Source organism: Sphingobium sp. 15-1 (assembly GCF_013375535.1).
GTDB lineage: Bacteria > Pseudomonadota > Alphaproteobacteria > Sphingomonadales > Sphingomonadaceae > Sphingobium > Sphingobium aromaticivastans.
This window is the reverse complement of sequence record NZ_JABXJG010000003.1, coordinates 408,023-423,837: the sequence shown is the minus strand read 5'-3', so window position 1 is coordinate 423,837 and position 15,815 is coordinate 408,023. Positions and strand designations below refer to the sequence as shown.

The following is a 15,815-nucleotide window of genomic DNA, read 5'->3' as shown; positions in this document are numbered from 1 at the left end:
CCTCCTTCGCTATCTTCAGTAGCTATACTCCAACCGCAGGCCGTAGGAGCGCGGACGGCCAGGGGTGTAGCTTGTACCCCACGGCGCGGCCGTCTGCCGATAGTCCGCATATTTTTTGTTGAAGAGGTTGTTCGCGTAGAAGCCGATCTTCAGATTTTCGCCGGGAGGGCTGACATAACCGGAAGCATTAACCAGTATTCGCCTTCCAGACCGATCATATCCCAGATCGCCGCCTGCGCCCGAGAAATAGTTGATCGGACCGCGATACTCCGCAATGCCCGAAAGTGATGCGATCCAGGACGCTACAGCAAATTTATAACTGGCGTGGAAAGATCCCGACCAGTTAGGTGCATGCGGTGGCGCAGTTCCCGTCAGGTCGCGAGAGCAAGAATAGAGCGTGGAGCCGGGTGTGGTGGGGTCAGCCGTGCCGGTAGGATCGAAACAGATGACCGCGGCGTTCCTGAATGGTTTGTAGCGCGCGTGCTGCCATGCGCCACTAAGACCGATGTTCAACCCATCCAGCGGTGTCGCCTGCGCTTCGACTTCGACACCGTAATTTTCCAAAGCGCCTGCATTCTCCGCCGTTGCACTGCTCGTCTGGGGATCGAGTGTCTGCACCTGCTGATTCTTGTTTTTGAAATAGAAGGCGGCGACGTTCAGGCGCAGTCGGTGATCCCACATGGACTGCTTGATACCGACTTCGTGGCTAAAAATCTTCTCCGGCTTGATTGCGGCCGCCGGGAACACCAACGGTCCCGAAAACCCGCCGGCTTTGAATCCACGGGTATAGCTGTAGTAGATGTTGGTGGGGCCATTGTCCCAAGCCAACACAAACCGAGGTGTGAAAGCACGCTGTGCCTCCCTCAGCTTGAATGAAAAAGCACCTCCAGCGCCGAACAGGGTCCCGAGCACTGCATTCGTGTTCCCGGAAGCACTGCGCTCCTCATAGGTGTAACGCCCGCCAAGCGTCACCTTCAGCTGATCCGAAACCTCATAATAGGTCTCGAGAAACGCGGCATAAGACACAGTCTTCGCCGTATTAGTAAAGCAGCCGCCGGTTTCTGGGGTGCTGAACCCACCAAAGGCCGCGCCTAAGAAGCAAGGATCGAAGTAGGCATTGTCGTTCAGATAACTAAGGCCGAAAAGATAATTAAAACGGCCTTCAAGCTTTGAAGATACCTGTAAATCCTGCGTAATTGACTTACCACCAGACTCCGGCACGCCAAATTCGAAGATGAGTGCTGGCGTGTTGTCAGAATCCCCCACGCTGTCCCTGATTTTCTGGCGACGATAGGTCGTGACGCTTGATACATCAAATTGATCAAAATCGAACGTCATGTTCAGGTTAGCGCCGTAAAATTCGGTTCGAAGGGGCGCCACCGTCTGGTTTCCCGTATAGTCGTAGAAGTCACGCGGCTCTGGCACTACCCCAGGACCCAACGTACAGGCGTAACAGGTAGAATCATTTCGGCCTAAAGAAGCAAGTCCCAGGCGAAACGCCGTGTTATAATATTGCCCACCAAGCACGATATTGGCCCGACCTGGGCTCCAACGCAGTTTCGCGCGAGCATTATAGGCTCGCCCGCCGCCGATGTCCCGGGCGTTGGGGACGATGCTGTGCATATAATCGCCTTCGTGCCTGTATCCCCCGGTAACGCGAAGAGCGAGGTCTTGACCAAGCGGCACGTTGACCATGGCGTCCAAGCGGCGATGATCAATATTGCCGAACTCGCCCCGCACTCGACCTTGGATCTCGTCGACGGGATCAGCACTATTGATAATAACCACGCCGCCGGTCGCGTTGCGCCCGTATAGCGTTCCCTGCGGCCCGCGCAGCACCTGAATGCTTCCTACGTCGAAATTTCCTAGGACCTCGTTGGCCGAAAGGGTGCGAGTCAAATAAGCACCATCCTCATAGATAGCGACTGGCGCTTCGATACCGATGGAGACATAGGCAGTGCCAATTCCCCGAATATAGGGCGAAAAGAAATTGTTGCTCGTCGTGAAACTCGCGCTAGGCGCGATCGCGGCGATATCCTGGATCTGATTCAGCCCAAGATTTTGCGCCACCTCTGCTGTTACGGCGGTCACGGCGATGGGCGTGTCTTGCAGCCGCTCCGATCTCCGCTGTGCCGTGACAATGATTTCCGTGCCCGTATCAGCTGCGCCGTCGATGACGGGTGACGCCGTGCGCGCCTGAGCGGCTGGCGATTGCGCATAGGAAGCGGACGAAAGTAGAGCCCCGAGCGCCAGAGAAAAGCGCTTCAATCCCCTCATTTTTTTGTTGTGCATACTGCCCGTCCATTTTGCGATGAGTATAACGTTGACGATATCGTGCGCGCCTTCGTGCGCGGAATAACCATATTCCTCCCAGGCTACATCTGAATAGTAGACGCCGCCTCGGATCTAAGTTTCCCCTACAGACACGAAATTTGTCAACGCATCCTAGACATGATCAAAGCATAATCAATTTGCAACACCATTTTGGCATAAAATCCTAGACGCTGCTCCGCCTACACCCCTTTCAACATCGTGAACTGGCTCGTTCTCTAGGTCAGAGCGTTCCCAGCACGCCTGCTGCGCCGGGCGGCAGCCGGAAAAAGTTGGCGATGGTGCACGCATTTTGCGTCCTCCTCACGCTTGACCCTGCTGAGTAGATACCGCTGCCCTAGGGCGGCCCCGCTGCTCTCGTCGCTAGCGCGGCCGCACGGCATCAAGGGCTTAGCCGAACACGGAGCTCGATACTGTCGACGCCGTTTCCTCGCTTCACAACGCTCGGCCGGGAAGGCAGTTGACCTCATCCGCCTCAGCGATCGACTATTTCCGCCTTCACATCTACTTTCCTGCGCAGGTTGACCGGAATTGCAGATAGCCGGGGCATAGCCGTAATCTTGTCCAGATCCTGTTCGAGGCTGATCAGCAAACCGACATTGGCTCCCCCATCGTTAGGCGTGGTGCCGTCACCAGGAAGCCCGCCAAATCCATGTGTCATGGACAAGGTGCCGGGTCGCAATCTATCGTCGGGCATCACGATACCGGTTATGCTGCCGTGGGCAGATTCAATATCTATTTCAGCACCCGGTGAAACATCCAGCATCGCAATGTCATCGGGATGGAGAAACGCCGCATTGAACGGGTGCCTCTTGCGCGTAGTTGGGAGATAGGTCACCGAATTCATTACGTTTCGCATCCGACGGCAAGTCAGGCGATGAGTAAACGTGGCACCATGGTCAACCTGCTGGCCCGATTCATCGAACGGTTCTGCCGCCACCTCGTTCAGATCGGCTTCGACATCGGTCGGAAAGACGTCAAATCTATTCCCGCTCGTTCCGGGTTCAACGAACTGCGCTTCTACATCAAATATATGGCCGTGCGGATATTTCTTTACATCAGACAGCGGTACCTGAGACCCGGTTGTAAGGATGTCGAGCATGTCGTCGACCGTCGCCGCAACTTCCATATCCAATGCGACGCCATTCAGGTGCATCTTCTTCCCTAATCTGCTGGCAAGCGCCCAGAAAATATGGTGTTCATCAAGAACGTCTGAACCCGCGGGCACCTTTGCGGCCGCTGGCGAGAACTGGGAGAAGGGCTCGAAGAACCGGGCGACCTCGTAATGCGGAATAGTTGGATACTCATAATTGAGTTTGGGCGGCAGGATATAGTGAGCGTAGCGCGCCGTTGTGGATAGGTTGGGATCAATCACCACAAGGAGATCCAACGCCTCAAGAGCTTTGATCACCTTGTGAGTATCAGGCAAGGCGTTGACGGGATTGCCGCCGAGAATGAATAGCGATTTTATCCTGCCTGGCCCAGGGGCGAGTATTTCGTCGGGCAAGACAGCCGACATCATTTCGTCGTTCATCATGCCGACATTGTGCACGCGGCTCATTTTGCCCGATTCCCACGGCCGCGTGGGCGGCACGACCTCGGCTCGCATCGTAGTCCGCGGAACCAGCACTCCCGGATTAATGATCGGGTCACCCTCCCGATAATAGCGGCCGCAAATGACATTCAGACATTCATAGAGGTGCTCCGCCAAATTGGCATGGGGTGCCATGTTTGGCCCGGTCCCGGTGTAGGCCGCACCCCGTCGCGCCTTCGCGAACATCAGCGCGGCGGCGTGCAACTGGTCGACGGGGACGCCGGCGCGCTTTTGCACGTAGGAGGGCGTGAAACGCTCGACACCCTTGCGCAAGGCATCAAGACCTTCCGTATAGCGAGCGCAAAACGCCTTGTCCTCCAGTCCTTCGTCCAGAATTATCCGAATCAAACCCGCGACAACCGTAGGGTCCTCTCCCGGATAAGGCTGCAGCAGAATATCGGCATAATGGGCAGTCTCGGACCGCCGGGGATCGATCACGATCAGCTTCATGCCGCGCGCCTTGGCAGCCTTAAGCTCCGCGATCGGATTGACGAACAGTCCGAAGTAAAGAAGATGGCTTGTGATCGGGTTGGAGCCTGCGATCAGATAGACATCCGAGTCGGGTAGGCGATGCTTCCCCGCACTCCAGGTGCCTAGACGCAATGGCGTCACCCACTTTGCTGGCTGGTCTACGGTCATGCTCGAAAACAGCAGGTGAGATCCCAATGCTGTTAGCCAGGACAACAGGATAGGACGAGCCAGAATATTAGACGTGCTGCCGGTTCCGTAATATCCGGCGATCGACGACGGGCCGTCGCTCTGTAGCAATTCGCCAAGCCTATCGGCAATCTCATCCAGCGCCCGCTCGGCGCTGATCTTCTGAAATGAGCCATCGGGCAGACGCTTGAGTGGATGAAGCAGACGGCCCGGATGCGAATGGAGGTCGGTCTGCAAACCCTTGAAGCACGCATAGCCTTGCGTCAGCGGATTTTCCCGGTCGGGCGCTATCTGAAGGATTTGGTCATTTTCATCGAGGGTGAGAATTGTTCCGCACGCCCCATGACAGACCTTGCAGGTGGCAGGCACCTTCCTATGGCGACTTGCTTCAATATTAGCCAGTTCGGCCGCCTGACCCATGAGATTCCAATCCTCTCGAAAACTTCGTTCAACTGCACGGCTGCGATCGACGTCGCGCTTTCTCAGGCCCGCATGACCATCCCTGTCGGACCGTCTTATGTTTCGCGCTTCCCGACTGTAAGTGTTGGCTGGGCGAAACGCCAACCATGCTGAGGTGTCGGTCTTTTGCGCTGGCATTCCCCAAGTGAATACGCTTAGCTTCGAATCAGTGATACTAGTGCCAACGTCCTAATAGCAACTACGGGAGGGTATGTCATGAGAGGATTAAGCGAAAAGGTCGCTGTTATAACAGGTGCAGCGTCTCCCGTCGGGATCGGCTTTGCCGCAGCCAGCCGGCTTGCCGAAGAAGGCGCACGCGTCGTGCTAACAGACATCAACGCGGCCGCCGTCGCGGACCGCGCGGAGGCTTTGCGGCACGCGGGTTATCAGGCGATCGGGCTGGGCCATGATGCGACCCGGGAAACGGAATGGGACGAGGTGCTGCGGGCGACCAAGGCGCAGTTCGGCCAACTGGACATCGTGGTGAACAACGCGGCGATCTGCATTACGTCGCATCTGATCGATATGTCTTTGGCGGACTGGCGGCGTCAGCTGGACGTCAATGGCAGCATGACCTTTCTGGGGTGCCGGATGGCGGCGCGCGAGATGCAGGCCGCAGGTCGCGGTGGAGCGATCGTAAATGTCGCGTCGATCGCGGCGATCGTTGCGGGCGAATATGGTGGCGCCTATTGTGCGAGTAAGGGCGCCGTGCAGATGCTTACGAAAGTGTTGGCCATCGAGAATGCCAAATTCGGCATCAGGGTCAATTCGGTAAACCCCGGCTATACTGAGACGCAGATGTTTACCGATTCCGCCGAAGATCCTGCGGCAAGCATCGCTCAGATGGCGGCGGTCGTTCCCGCCGGTCGACTGGGCCAGCCCACGGAAATGGCGGCAGCAATCGCATTTCTGGCGTCGGACGATGCTGCCTATTGCAATGGCTGCGCGATCGTTGTCGATGGCGGGATGACCGCGCAATGACTGCGCCCCTGCCTGAGGGTTCGGCGCAGAGCAGCCTCGCGAGACTGTTAGACAGGCAGCAGATCATCGATCTCATCTATCGCTACTGCCGCGCTGCCGATCGACTAGACCTGGAACTTATCAAGACGGCATTTTGGGAAGATGGCGCTTTCGACGGAGGACCGGCCGAAGGGCCGATCCTGGAGATCATTCCGACGCTGTTCGAAGCAGTCCTGCCCGAAATGTGGTTGGCGAGCCAACATATAGTGTCGAACATCCTGATCGAGTTCGAAGGTGAACAGAGGGCCTATGTCGAGACATATCTGACGGCGATTCATGTGTCTCATGGGACCCATGCGAGCCGTGCCGCCCTTATCGGCGAAGACAATGCGCGTGCCCTGAACTTCAAGTCGAACGACACAATCGAATTCACCTTGGGTGGACGCTACATCGACGTGTTCGCACGGCGAGACGGCGAGTGGCGTATTTTGCGTCGCAAGATCGTACCCGAATGGAACCGCGTCGCTCTCTATACCGGAATTTCCACGGGCGGCCAATATGAGTTGCTGCAGCACCGTTCCTCGCGTGATCGCGAGGACCCCGTCTATCGGCGTGACTGAAAATCTTATCAGACGAGGGCCAACCCAACGCGGAATTCGGCCAGCGCCCCTTGCTCGGACAATATTTTAGTATAGGCATCCCACAGACGGTTTAGCATGGTGTAATCGCATCTGTAGTAGCCGCGCGCTCGACATTGGGAGGCTATCATTGCCCACGCCTGAGCAAAGCTGTTTCTTTATGATCATCGATCCGGCTATTTTGGACCACCCACCTACCGGGAGGGGTCGCCGTTGCTCCGCTGGCCGCTGATAAGCCTTGCCAACGCGATGGCAGCGGTGGCCGTGGGGGCTATTGTCACTGGCGAGGAAGGCGCGATGCGCCAATGTGGAGGCTGACATCATGGGGAACGGGCGATTCGACTATGTGGCTGTCGAAGAGGCAAGAGATATGCCGGGACTCCGGGTCGCCTTTACGCGCGGGGTGCCTGGCGCTTGGAGCGTCGCGGTCAAGGCGATCCTCGACATAAAGGGCCTGGAGTATATCGCGGTTCCGCAGGAGCCAGGCGGGACCAACGAGATGCTCAAGGAGTGGACGGGCCAGACATCTGCGCCCGCACTGATGTTCGGCCAGGACCGACCACGCACCCATTGGTCCGAGATGCTGGTGCTGGCCGAGCAGTTGCAACCCGAGCCGCGTCTAATCCCGGTCGATGAGGATGAGCGCGTGGGACTGATGGGGCTGTGCCATGAAATATGCGGAGAAGACGGGCTGGGCTGGAATGTACGCCTGATGCTTTTGTCCGGCGAGCGCGGGCCTAATGATGAGGAAGACGGCAATCGGCTGTTGCGGCAAAAATACAACTCGCCGGTCGACAATGACTACGCCCGCAGGCGGGTGTGGTCGATCCTCGACCTGATGATCCGGAAACTCGAAGCGCAATATGCGAAGGGCCGGCGATATTTCATGGGCGACACTGTTACCGCAGCTGATCTTTACTGGACCGCTTTCAGCAACCTATTTTCGCCGATGCGGGCGGAATTGTGCACGATGCCCGATTATTTCCGGACCTTCGGTCCATTGCTCGAGCTTTATCTCGAGGCACCGGTGCCGCAAATCCTGCTCGACCACCGCGATCATATTGCGAGCCGATATTTTCGCACCCCGATATCGCTCTAGCGCCCGCGACATCATGTCTATGGTAGGCAGGCCAGGCGGTGGTTTCCGCGACGAACAGGAGTGAACGATGGCTGACGATGAGTATGTTCCCCCGGCGAAATGGGTTTGGGACTCGGCAAGCAGCGGCACGTTCAATAATATAAACCGGTTCAACCGGCCGTTTGCTGGAGCGATCAGCGAAGCGTCCTTGCCGGTCGGAAAGCATCCGTTGCAGCTTTATTCACTGGCCAGCCCCAACGGGCAAAAGGTAACGATCCTGTTGGAGGAATTGCTGAGCCTCGGCATCAGCAAGGCGGAATATGACGCTTGGCTCATCAACATCGGCGAAGGCGACCAGTTCACCAGTGGCTTTGTAGCGGTCAATCCGAATTCGAAGATTCCCGCGCTGGTCGACCGCAGCAGTGGGAAGCCGGTCCGTATCTTCGAGTCCGGCGCCATTCTCCTGTATCTGGCTGAAAAGTTCGGCGCGTTCATTCCGGCCGACGGCCCGTCACGAGCCGAATGCCTGTCATGGCTGTTCTGGCAGGTCGCAGCCGCGCCGTCGTTGGGCGGCGGCTTCGGTCATTTCTATGCCTATGCCCCCGTCAAGATTGAATATGCGATCAACCGCTTCGCGCTGGAGGTCAAACGGCAGACGGACGTGATTGACCAGCGGCTTGGTCAAAACGAGTATCTGGCCGGCGCCGATTTCACGATCGCGGATATTGCGGTTTGGCCCTGGTATAATGGCCTGATTAACGGAAATATTTATGAAGCGAGCGGATTTTTGGGCATGGAAGAGTACAGGCATGTCATGCGCTGGTGCGCGCAGATCGCCGAGCGGCCTGCGGTTCAGCGCGGATGTATGGTGAACCGCAACTTTGGCGACCCCTCCGGGCAATTGCACGAGCGGCATAATGCGAGCGATTTCGATACGAGGACGCAGGACAAGATCGAATCGTAATCGGCCACGCTCCGCGCAATTGGCAGGTCCAGCTGCGCCCGGTGGCCCCCTTTGCACCAATGATCGAACCGCAGACGCAGTCGCCGTTGATTGGTCGATGACGATGCAGGGGGACACAGCCGCCTTTCCTTGGCAGCTCCTCGCATGGTGAAGCGATCTTTGGCGTAGCTGCAATCTAGAAATAGTTGAATCCCAAAGCTGTTGAGAAGCCGCCCCCGCGCGAAACCCTTTGAGCGCCGCCTTCGGTCGCGCCTGCCGACGCCAATTGACCAACCGCGCCAGCCACGCATAATTCGAAGCGATTTGGCAACGTCGCGGCCAGACTAATACCAGCGCGCGCTGGTATAACTCATTCGCACATCGAGCGCCGGTCACTCCTCAACCGTCGTCCCATCCTCCGCCTGCTTGAGAATGAACGCTATCTGCTGCTCACTAAATCTCGACGTCTTCATCTACAGATTCCCTTGTCCAGCATCGCTCAAACCTAACCGGGAATTTCTCACCAATTTCGGACCAGTTTCTAGGGAGCAGGTCAATGAAGGAGACAAGGAATGCCATTCAAGAAGCACAAGCCGGAGGAGATTATCGGCAAGCTGCGTGAAGCGGAGATCGTACTGGCATGTCCGTCGTCAGAACATTTGGCGCAGATCGCGGCGTAAATTAGCGGAGTGCGGGCCTCGTCTGGGGTTTGATGTTAGGCGGCGAGCTTGCGGTGCTGCAAGCGCCGATGCTCGATGGTCTGCCGCTTGATCCTTTCGCGCTGCTTGATGATGGCCGGGGCCCTGCCGAAGTAGGCGTCGGCAGGCGTCACGTTGTTCAGGCTCTCATGGTAACGCTGGTGGTTGTAGTGCTCGACGAAGGCCTCGATCTGGGTCTCAAGGTCGCCGGGCAGGAAGTAGTTTTCCAGCAGGATGCGGTTCTTCAGGGTCTGGTGCCAGCGTTCGATCTTGCCCTGTGTTTGCGGGTGACACGGGGCGCTGCGCACATGGCTCATCTTCTGGGCCTCGATGTATTCCGCCAGTTCGCCGGCGATGTAGCTGGGGCCATTATCCGACAGCAGCCGGGGCTTGTGCAGCGCGGTGGCGCTGTCGCAGCCCGAAGCCTTGAGGGCGAGGTCCAGCGTGTCGGTGACGTCCTCGGCCCGCATGTTGGGGCACAGCTTCCAGGCGATGATCTAGCGTGAGAAGTCATCGAGCACGGTCGAGAGGTACATCCAGCCCCAGCCGATGATCTTGAAGTAGGTGAAGTCGGTCTGCCACATCTCGTTCGGGCGCGTGGTCTTGGTGTGGAAGTGATCGGCGGCCTTGATCACGACATAGGCCGGGCTGGTTATCAGATCATGGGCCTTCAACAGGCGGTAAACCGTGGCCTCCGACACGAAGTAGCGCTTCTCGTCGGTAAAGCGCACCGCCAGTTCGCGCGGTGACAGCTCGCTGTAATCCACGCCATCTCGACGATTTGGTCCTGGATATCATCGCCGATGCCGTTCCACACTCGGCTCGGCGCTGATGGCCGATCTTCCAGCGCCTCCGGCCCGCCTTCGAGGAAGCGATCATACCAGCGGTAGAACGTCCGGCGGGGGATGCCGAGTTGGTCCAGCGTGCGCATGGCCGGCAGGTGCGACTGCTCAACGATCCGGATGATCTCCAGCTTTTCGGATGCGGGATACCTCATTCGTCGTCGCCCCCATCCGCGATCATGCTTTTTTTGAGCAGGCGGTTTTCCAGCGTCAGGTCAGCGACGCATTCCTTCAGGGCGCGGGCTTCGCGGCGCAGATCCTGCACCTCGCCGGTAGTCGCAGCGCGGGCGGTGTCGCCCGCCAGGCGCCGCTTGCCCGCCTCCATGAATTCCTTCGACCATGTGTATTACAGGCTCTGGGCGATGCCTTCCTTGCGGCACAGTTCGGCGATGCTGTCGTCACCGCGCAGGCCTTCCAGTACGATGCGGATCTTGTGTTCAGCCGAGAAATGGCGCCGGGTCTGCCGCCGGATGTCCTTCACCACCTGCTCCGCAGGGGCCTTCACCGGCGATTTTTTCAAGGAGGATTGGAGCTTCATCTTCGTTCCTTCGTCACTACGACGAAGCCCCAATCCTCCTTAAATCACAGCCTCGAATCTGTGCCATGGGCGCTGACGGCGGACAGCTCCGCCACCTCATGTTCCCGGGCACCGAATACGGCTACAGTATGGCTATTCCAATCACGCCTTCCCCGGGGCTTGCGCGCTATTGCGCCGTAAGCCCGCCATCTGCAGGAAGCGCTGCGCCCGTGACAAAGCTGGACGCTTCCGACGCGAGAAATGCGAAGACACTGGCGATTTCGGACGGTTGCGCACCACGGTTCAGCGGCATCCGCGCGATGTAGACGTCGGCGTCCGACCCAAGCTGCGCCATCGTACTTTTCACCATTGGCGTCAGCACGACGCCGGCATGAACCGAGTTGACGCGGATTTTAAACTGCGCGAGCTCGACCGCCGCAGCCTTGGTCATTCCCGTAACCGCGAATTTGGATGCGCAATAATCCATATTGTTCGCAGCGCCGACCAATCCGTAGCCCGACGAGTTGTTGACAATAGAGCCGCCGCCGGCCCGCTTCATTGATGGCAGGACCAGCTTCGTGCCGAGAAACACGCCATCCTGGTTGATTGCGCAAACCAGGCGATATTCTTCCAAAGTCATCTCCGACATCGGTTTCCAGTGGCCGGAATGACCTGCATTGTTGACGAGCACGTTCACCGGGCCGAAGGCGGCTTCAGTATCTGCTACCGTACGCTCCCAGTCGCCCGGCTTCGTGACATCAAGCCGCGAGAAGCGCACCTTATCACCTAATTCCTGCGCCAGCGCATTCCCGGCTTCTTCCTGAATGTCTCCAATTGTAACGCTGGCGCCCAATTCCTGAAACATCCGCACCGCAGCCGCGCCGATGCCGCTGGCGCCGCCAGTTATGATCGCTACCTTGCCGTGAAGATCAAACATGAGTCATCCTTTTCAATATCTATCTGCATCGATGATGGACGGCTTATGATCATCCGAAGACGTCATCAGCCAATTTGGTGTCGCCAAGTTCATGCATGTAGAGAATATGGTCACCACGAAATCCGATCGAGGCAACATAATCGCCGTCATATCTCTTACCGTTTTTGAGAGCGAAACTGCCTGACAAGACCGCCAGCACCAGATTGCCCTCCTCCGCTATTTCGTCAATCGTGAATGCGCCGGGTCCTGCCAGGGCTGCGGAAAATGCGGTCTGCATCGCCGAAAGTTCGGCAAAATTGCGCGTGCCGGCGAGCGCCGTCGTACCCAAAAAGCGGTGTGTAAAATCATCGGTGACGAGGCTTCGCAACCGGGCTGCATCCCCTGCCGCAACGGCGTCGAAAAACTGTTGCACAACCTGTTTTTTAAAGCCGTCCATATTGCTGCTCCCGTCAGTGCGGCCGCTCCATAACCTATCATGCTCCCATCCGCCGGCAGCTTATGCCATGCGTGGGCAAGTTGCTCGCCGCATGACTATGCTAGCAGTCAACTGAGGCGGTTAGCCGAATGCGCTGTCGGCCAATTTAGTGTCGACCAGTTCCCGCAGCGACAGGATTTTGTCGCCACGGAACCGAAACGCTGCACCATAGTCGCCGTCGAACCTGTTGCCGTTCGCAAGCTCGCACTTGCCCGAAAAGATCGCTATGACGAGATCGCCCTCTTCCGCCATTTCATGAAAGGTGAACGTACCAGGCGAAGCCAGGGCAGCGGAGAATGACTCAAGCACCGCGATGAGTTCCGGGAGCGTGCGCGTGCCGGCAAAGTTTGTCGAACCCAGAAAGGTGTGAGTATAATCCTCGGTCACCAGACTGCGGATCTGCTCTACATCCCCTCTTCCCACCGCGTCGCAATATTGGTGGATGGCCTGCTTCTTCGCACTTTCCATCGATCTACTCCGATTCACCCATGGCGCCGGTCGCCGATGCGGCGCTTGTCGCGCCGTCATCATCCTGAATGGCGTTCTTAGGCCGTTACCGACCCCACCTTCCCCGCACCGTCCTCCTCCGGCGACCAATCCTGGGCCGACGCCCAGGCGCGCAAGGAAACCAGCTTTACCGGAATGTCCTTGAGCACAGGAGCCATGTCGACCTGAAATGGCCGAAACGGGGATTCATTGTTGAAGGTGTAAAAAGCGCCCATCGCCTGGGCATAAACGTCACGCGGCATTAGGTCGCCAAGACCCACTTCGCCATGGACGCGGTAACCCCAATCATAGGGATCTTCATATTCGTAGGTGATCGGCCGACCAATAGCGTTGGCCAAGGTGCTGACCACCGCTTCCACCGGCAAGGTTTCCGGCCCGCCGATCGCAATGCGCCGGCCGACCAGGTCGTCACGATCGATCGCTGCAACCATGAATTTGGCTACATCGTCCATCGCGATCCAATTGGCTAGCATTCCGGGCTTCTGACAATAGCGGTAAAGGCCATGTTCGACGAGGTTGGGTTTGGCAAAGCGCGTCAGGAGATTGTCCATGAACAGAACTGGGCGAAAGATAGTGACCTCCAATCCCGATCCGACGATGATGTTTTCGAGGTCGAGAACGGCGTCATAATAAGGCTGTCCGCAGGGTTCGTCAGGCGCCCACATCATGGAATTATGCACAATCCGGCGCACCCCTGCCCTTTTTGCGGCGTCCACGAGGTTCTGGGCATATTGCGGGGACTTTTCGGCTGCCAGCGACGGGATAGCGCTCAGAATGGCGGCGCTGCCGGTGAATGCAGCCTGTAGGCTGTCAACGCTGCTGAAATCGCCGTCTACAACGGCCGTGCCGCTGAATTCTTCGCGCCCGAAAACGCCGACACTCCTGGAGATCGCGCGAGGGGCGAAACCGCTCTCGATCAATTGCCGTACGGCTGCCTGCCCCATCCTGCTGCTTGCGCATGTCACTGCGATCGTCTTCTTGTCCGACATCCTGTCCTCGCTCATCAGCCTGAGAGTATCCGCGGGCCAGCAGTCGACATGATTGCGGCCCTGCCGGCATGTCGGATACACCAATATTTAGGAGCATAGTGCCTATCTTTTTTTTTAGCTAGTGCCTATGAAAATTCTTGATCGCTCCCATTCAGATTTCGCTGAGCTGGGCGTAGTTGCCCATCGGCCCCTCCAAGGTGCGCGATGGTATCCCTGGCTGGGAAGGCGCCTCGATCCAAGATGTAGGCGCATTGCCGCTGCGCTTGGCCAACCGGGCATTGTTGCTGGTTTGTCACGGATCAGAAACGGGCATGGTCGTCGCACGCTCTGCCGAGCTTGACGGCGGCAAGCATGCTGCTATGCGTGATTACTAATTACTAATTGACAAAGGCTTGCGCATTGGGCAGCGAATCCACGCCTGAAAGGATTTTGTCGTCAGCGTTGAAACTATTCAACAGCAATGGCGTCGATCGGGTTGCTATCTACAAGATCGCATCAGAATTGGGTATAAGTCCAGGCAATCTGACTTACCATTTCGCCCGGAAGCAGGACATCATTTATTCGCTAATCGACCGACTTGAGGCGGAGGCCGCACAGGTTTTGGGCAGTCCGCGCAACCCGAGTGCCAAACATCTGGCCGAGTATATGGTCAATCTTTTCGGCCTGATGTGGCGCTACCATTTCTTTTTCGAATCGCTCACATATTTTACTGCGACCGATGCCCATCTTGCGGAAAGCTATCAGCGGATCATGAAGATCGCGATGGGCGTCTCCATCCAGCGGATCGAGAGTGCGATCGCCGTTGGCGACATCGCTCCGATTTCTCCGCCCAACAGTCCCCAAATCCTCGGTGAGAATATGTGGGCAGTGTGGGTCAATCGCTTGAGCGCTGCACGATCGAGTAGCGACGAGGGATGCGACGGGAGCCTGGCCATCTACGACTGCTGCATCCACCATATCAGCCTGATCCAGCCTTATGCCAGCCCGACTTATATTTCCCGCCTGCACGACGCCATTCGCGAACTGCTGAGTATGGGATAGCTCGCCCCTTTTCCCTGACATCGGATATGATGTCGGTGCTGAAGAGGAAAGGAGCGAGCCATCCCATAATCAACAAACTGGGCTATGCTTGCCACGTAGTAGCGCCTTCGATGACGCCGGCCCGGCCTGGCAGCCAGGTCAAGACTGACCGCCGCGATGCCGTCGTTCTCGCCAGCCTGTTTCGAGCCGGTGAACTGACATCGATCTGGGTACCCGACACGGAGCATGAAGCCATGCGTGATCTCGTTCGGGCGCGGATTTCGGCGGTGGAAATGGTGCGCCGGGCACGACAACAACTGCTGTCCTTCCTTCTACGCCATGGCCGGATCTATAAGGATGGCATCAAACATTGGAGCAAGAAGCACCGTCGCTGGCTCGGCGACCAGCGTTTCGATCACCCGGCTCAGCAGATTGCGTTCGAGGAATATAATCGCGCCATCGAGCAGGCCGAGGATCGCCGTTCGCGACTTGAGCAAATCGGAGCACTGCTGCCCTGTTGGTCTCTCCATCCGGTGGTGGCGGCTATCCAGGCATTGCGTGGCGTATCACTCATCGCGGCGGTAACCATCATCGCGGAAGTGGGTGATTTCCGGCGCTTCGCCAATCCCCGGCAACTGATGGGATGGCTCGGACTTGTGCCACGCGAACGGTCGTCGGGGTCAACCCGCTCGCAAGGAAAAATCACCAAGGCAGGCAATAGCCGGGCCCGACGCATGTTGGTGGAGAGCGCCTGGACCTATCGGCTCCCGGCGCGGGTCGCCGGAGACCTCCTCCGTCGCAGCGCCAATCTCTCCCAGGAAGCGCGGGACATCGCGTGGAAGGCACAGGTTCGCCTCTGCGCGCGCTACCGCCGATTGCTGCGGCCAGGGCGGCCTAAGAATGTCGTGACAGTCGCCATCGCACGCGAACTCGCCGCCTTCGTCTGGGCGATAGCCATCCAGAATCCCGCCCCAGTGCAAACCGCTTGAAACCGCTTGAGCCCCCCCAACCAGGCAAAAAGGAGCAGCAAATTTCTTATCCATGCTGTGCAGCGTCGGGCGCGATGGCCGGTCAGGGTAACCCTCGATGTGATTCGGCGATCTTCAGTTCGCGCGACGTGAGACAGAGGAAGGCCCAAGACGAACCACGGTCCTGCGGTATCCAACCCGC

General features: G+C 57.8%; 12 protein-coding genes and 1 pseudogene. 6 read left to right on the top strand and 7 right to left on the bottom strand.

The features are described 5' to 3' along the window. Positions 1 to 15 precede the first annotated feature (15 nt). Together HUK72_RS24965 and HUK72_RS24960 are read right to left on the bottom strand one after the other, a co-directional pair. Positions 16 to 2,292, bottom strand: coding sequence for a TonB-dependent receptor (locus HUK72_RS24965; protein ID WP_176599203.1), 2,277 nt, complete (start codon positions 2,290 to 2,292; stop codon positions 16 to 18). A 514-nt stretch (positions 2,293 to 2,806) separates the two neighbouring features. Next, the gene (locus HUK72_RS24960) at positions 2,807 to 5,002 is read right to left on the bottom strand and encodes a molybdopterin-dependent oxidoreductase (RefSeq protein WP_176599202.1); all 2,196 of its coding nucleotides are present in this window, start codon (positions 5,000 to 5,002) and stop codon (positions 2,807 to 2,809) included. Positions 5,003 to 5,257: 255 nt separating this feature from the next. Here HUK72_RS24960 and HUK72_RS24955 point away from each other — a divergent pair, with 255 nt between their 5' ends. From HUK72_RS24955 to yghU, 4 genes are all read left to right on the top strand, one after another. Next, the gene (locus tag HUK72_RS24955) at positions 5,258 to 6,022 is read left to right on the top strand and encodes an SDR family NAD(P)-dependent oxidoreductase (protein WP_176599201.1); all 765 of its coding nucleotides are present in this window, start codon (positions 5,258 to 5,260) and stop codon (positions 6,020 to 6,022) included. After that, positions 6,019 to 6,621 (top strand): nuclear transport factor 2 family protein, encoded by a 603-nt coding sequence (locus HUK72_RS24950; protein WP_176599200.1) that lies wholly within the window; start codon positions 6,019 to 6,021, stop codon positions 6,619 to 6,621. Before HUK72_RS24955 ends, HUK72_RS24950 begins: the two co-directional genes overlap by 4 nt. A 325-nt stretch (positions 6,622 to 6,946) precedes the next feature. Continuing rightward, on the top strand, positions 6,947 to 7,738 hold the full coding sequence (locus tag HUK72_RS24945) for a hypothetical protein (protein ID WP_176599199.1): 792 nt from the start codon (positions 6,947 to 6,949) through the stop codon (positions 7,736 to 7,738). A 67-nt stretch (positions 7,739 to 7,805) separates the two neighbouring features. Beyond that, positions 7,806 to 8,681, top strand: a complete 876-nt coding sequence (gene yghU, locus HUK72_RS24940) for a glutathione-dependent disulfide-bond oxidoreductase (RefSeq protein WP_176599198.1) — start codon at positions 7,806 to 7,808, stop codon at positions 8,679 to 8,681. Positions 8,682 to 9,375: 694 nt separating this feature from the next. Here yghU and HUK72_RS24935 read toward each other — a convergent pair. From HUK72_RS24935 to HUK72_RS24915, 5 genes and pseudogenes are all read right to left on the bottom strand, one after another. Beyond that, positions 9,376 to 10,738, bottom strand: a pseudogene (locus HUK72_RS24935) (IS3 family transposase). Positions 10,739 to 10,904: 166 nt separating this feature from the next. Beyond that, positions 10,905 to 11,654 carry a glucose 1-dehydrogenase gene (locus HUK72_RS24930; RefSeq protein ID WP_176599197.1) on the bottom strand — a complete coding sequence of 250 codons (750 nt, stop codon included), beginning with the start codon at positions 11,652 to 11,654 and terminating at the stop codon, positions 10,905 to 10,907. Positions 11,655 to 11,703: 49 nt separating this feature from the next. Next, on the bottom strand, positions 11,704 to 12,090 hold the full coding sequence (locus HUK72_RS24925; RefSeq protein WP_176599196.1) for a nuclear transport factor 2 family protein: 387 nt from the start codon (positions 12,088 to 12,090) through the stop codon (positions 11,704 to 11,706). 120 nt (positions 12,091 to 12,210) lie between these two features. Next, positions 12,211 to 12,597, bottom strand: coding sequence for a nuclear transport factor 2 family protein (locus tag HUK72_RS24920; protein ID WP_176599195.1), 387 nt, complete (start codon positions 12,595 to 12,597; stop codon positions 12,211 to 12,213). Between the two features lie 77 nt (positions 12,598 to 12,674). Beyond that, positions 12,675 to 13,625 carry an SDR family oxidoreductase gene (locus HUK72_RS24915; RefSeq protein ID WP_176599194.1) on the bottom strand — a complete coding sequence of 317 codons (951 nt, stop codon included), beginning with the start codon at positions 13,623 to 13,625 and terminating at the stop codon, positions 12,675 to 12,677. A 399-nt stretch (positions 13,626 to 14,024) separates the two neighbouring features. Here HUK72_RS24915 and HUK72_RS24910 point away from each other — a divergent pair, with 399 nt between their 5' ends. Both HUK72_RS24910 and HUK72_RS24905 read left to right on the top strand, forming a co-directional pair. Further along, the gene (locus HUK72_RS24910; RefSeq protein WP_176599193.1) at positions 14,025 to 14,666 is read left to right on the top strand and encodes a TetR/AcrR family transcriptional regulator; all 642 of its coding nucleotides are present in this window, start codon (positions 14,025 to 14,027) and stop codon (positions 14,664 to 14,666) included. 26 nt (positions 14,667 to 14,692) lie between these two features. Continuing rightward, positions 14,693 to 15,634: an IS110 family transposase gene (locus tag HUK72_RS24905; RefSeq protein ID WP_369806063.1), complete on the top strand. Its 942-nt coding sequence runs from the start codon at positions 14,693 to 14,695 to the stop codon at positions 15,632 to 15,634. Positions 15,635 to 15,815: the final 181 nt, after the last annotated feature.

What these genes read in the sequence shown, in the direction of transcription:
- HUK72_RS24955 (WP_176599201.1), top strand. Translation starts at nt 5,258, where the DNA reads ATGAGAGGATTAAGCGAAAAGGTCGCTGTTATAACAGGTGCAGCGTCT.
- HUK72_RS24925 (WP_176599196.1), bottom strand. Translation starts at nt 12,090, where the DNA reads ATGGACGGCTTTAAAAAACAGGTTGTGCAACAGTTTTTCGACGCCGTT.
- HUK72_RS24960 (WP_176599202.1), bottom strand. Translation starts at nt 5,002, where the DNA reads ATGGGTCAGGCGGCCGAACTGGCTAATATTGAAGCAAGTCGCCATAGG.
- yghU (WP_176599198.1), top strand. Translation starts at nt 7,806, where the DNA reads ATGGCTGACGATGAGTATGTTCCCCCGGCGAAATGGGTTTGGGACTCG.
- HUK72_RS24965 (WP_176599203.1), bottom strand. Translation starts at nt 2,292, where the DNA reads ATGCACAACAAAAAAATGAGGGGATTGAAGCGCTTTTCTCTGGCGCTC.
- HUK72_RS24920 (WP_176599195.1), bottom strand. Translation starts at nt 12,597, where the DNA reads ATGGAAAGTGCGAAGAAGCAGGCCATCCACCAATATTGCGACGCGGTG.
- HUK72_RS24930 (WP_176599197.1), bottom strand. Translation starts at nt 11,654, where the DNA reads ATGTTTGATCTTCACGGCAAGGTAGCGATCATAACTGGCGGCGCCAGC.
- HUK72_RS24950 (WP_176599200.1), top strand. Translation starts at nt 6,019, where the DNA reads ATGACTGCGCCCCTGCCTGAGGGTTCGGCGCAGAGCAGCCTCGCGAGA.
- HUK72_RS24905 (WP_369806063.1), top strand. Translation starts at nt 14,693, where the DNA reads ATGATGTCGGTGCTGAAGAGGAAAGGAGCGAGCCATCCCATAATCAAC.
- HUK72_RS24915 (WP_176599194.1), bottom strand. Translation starts at nt 13,625, where the DNA reads ATGTCGGACAAGAAGACGATCGCAGTGACATGCGCAAGCAGCAGGATG.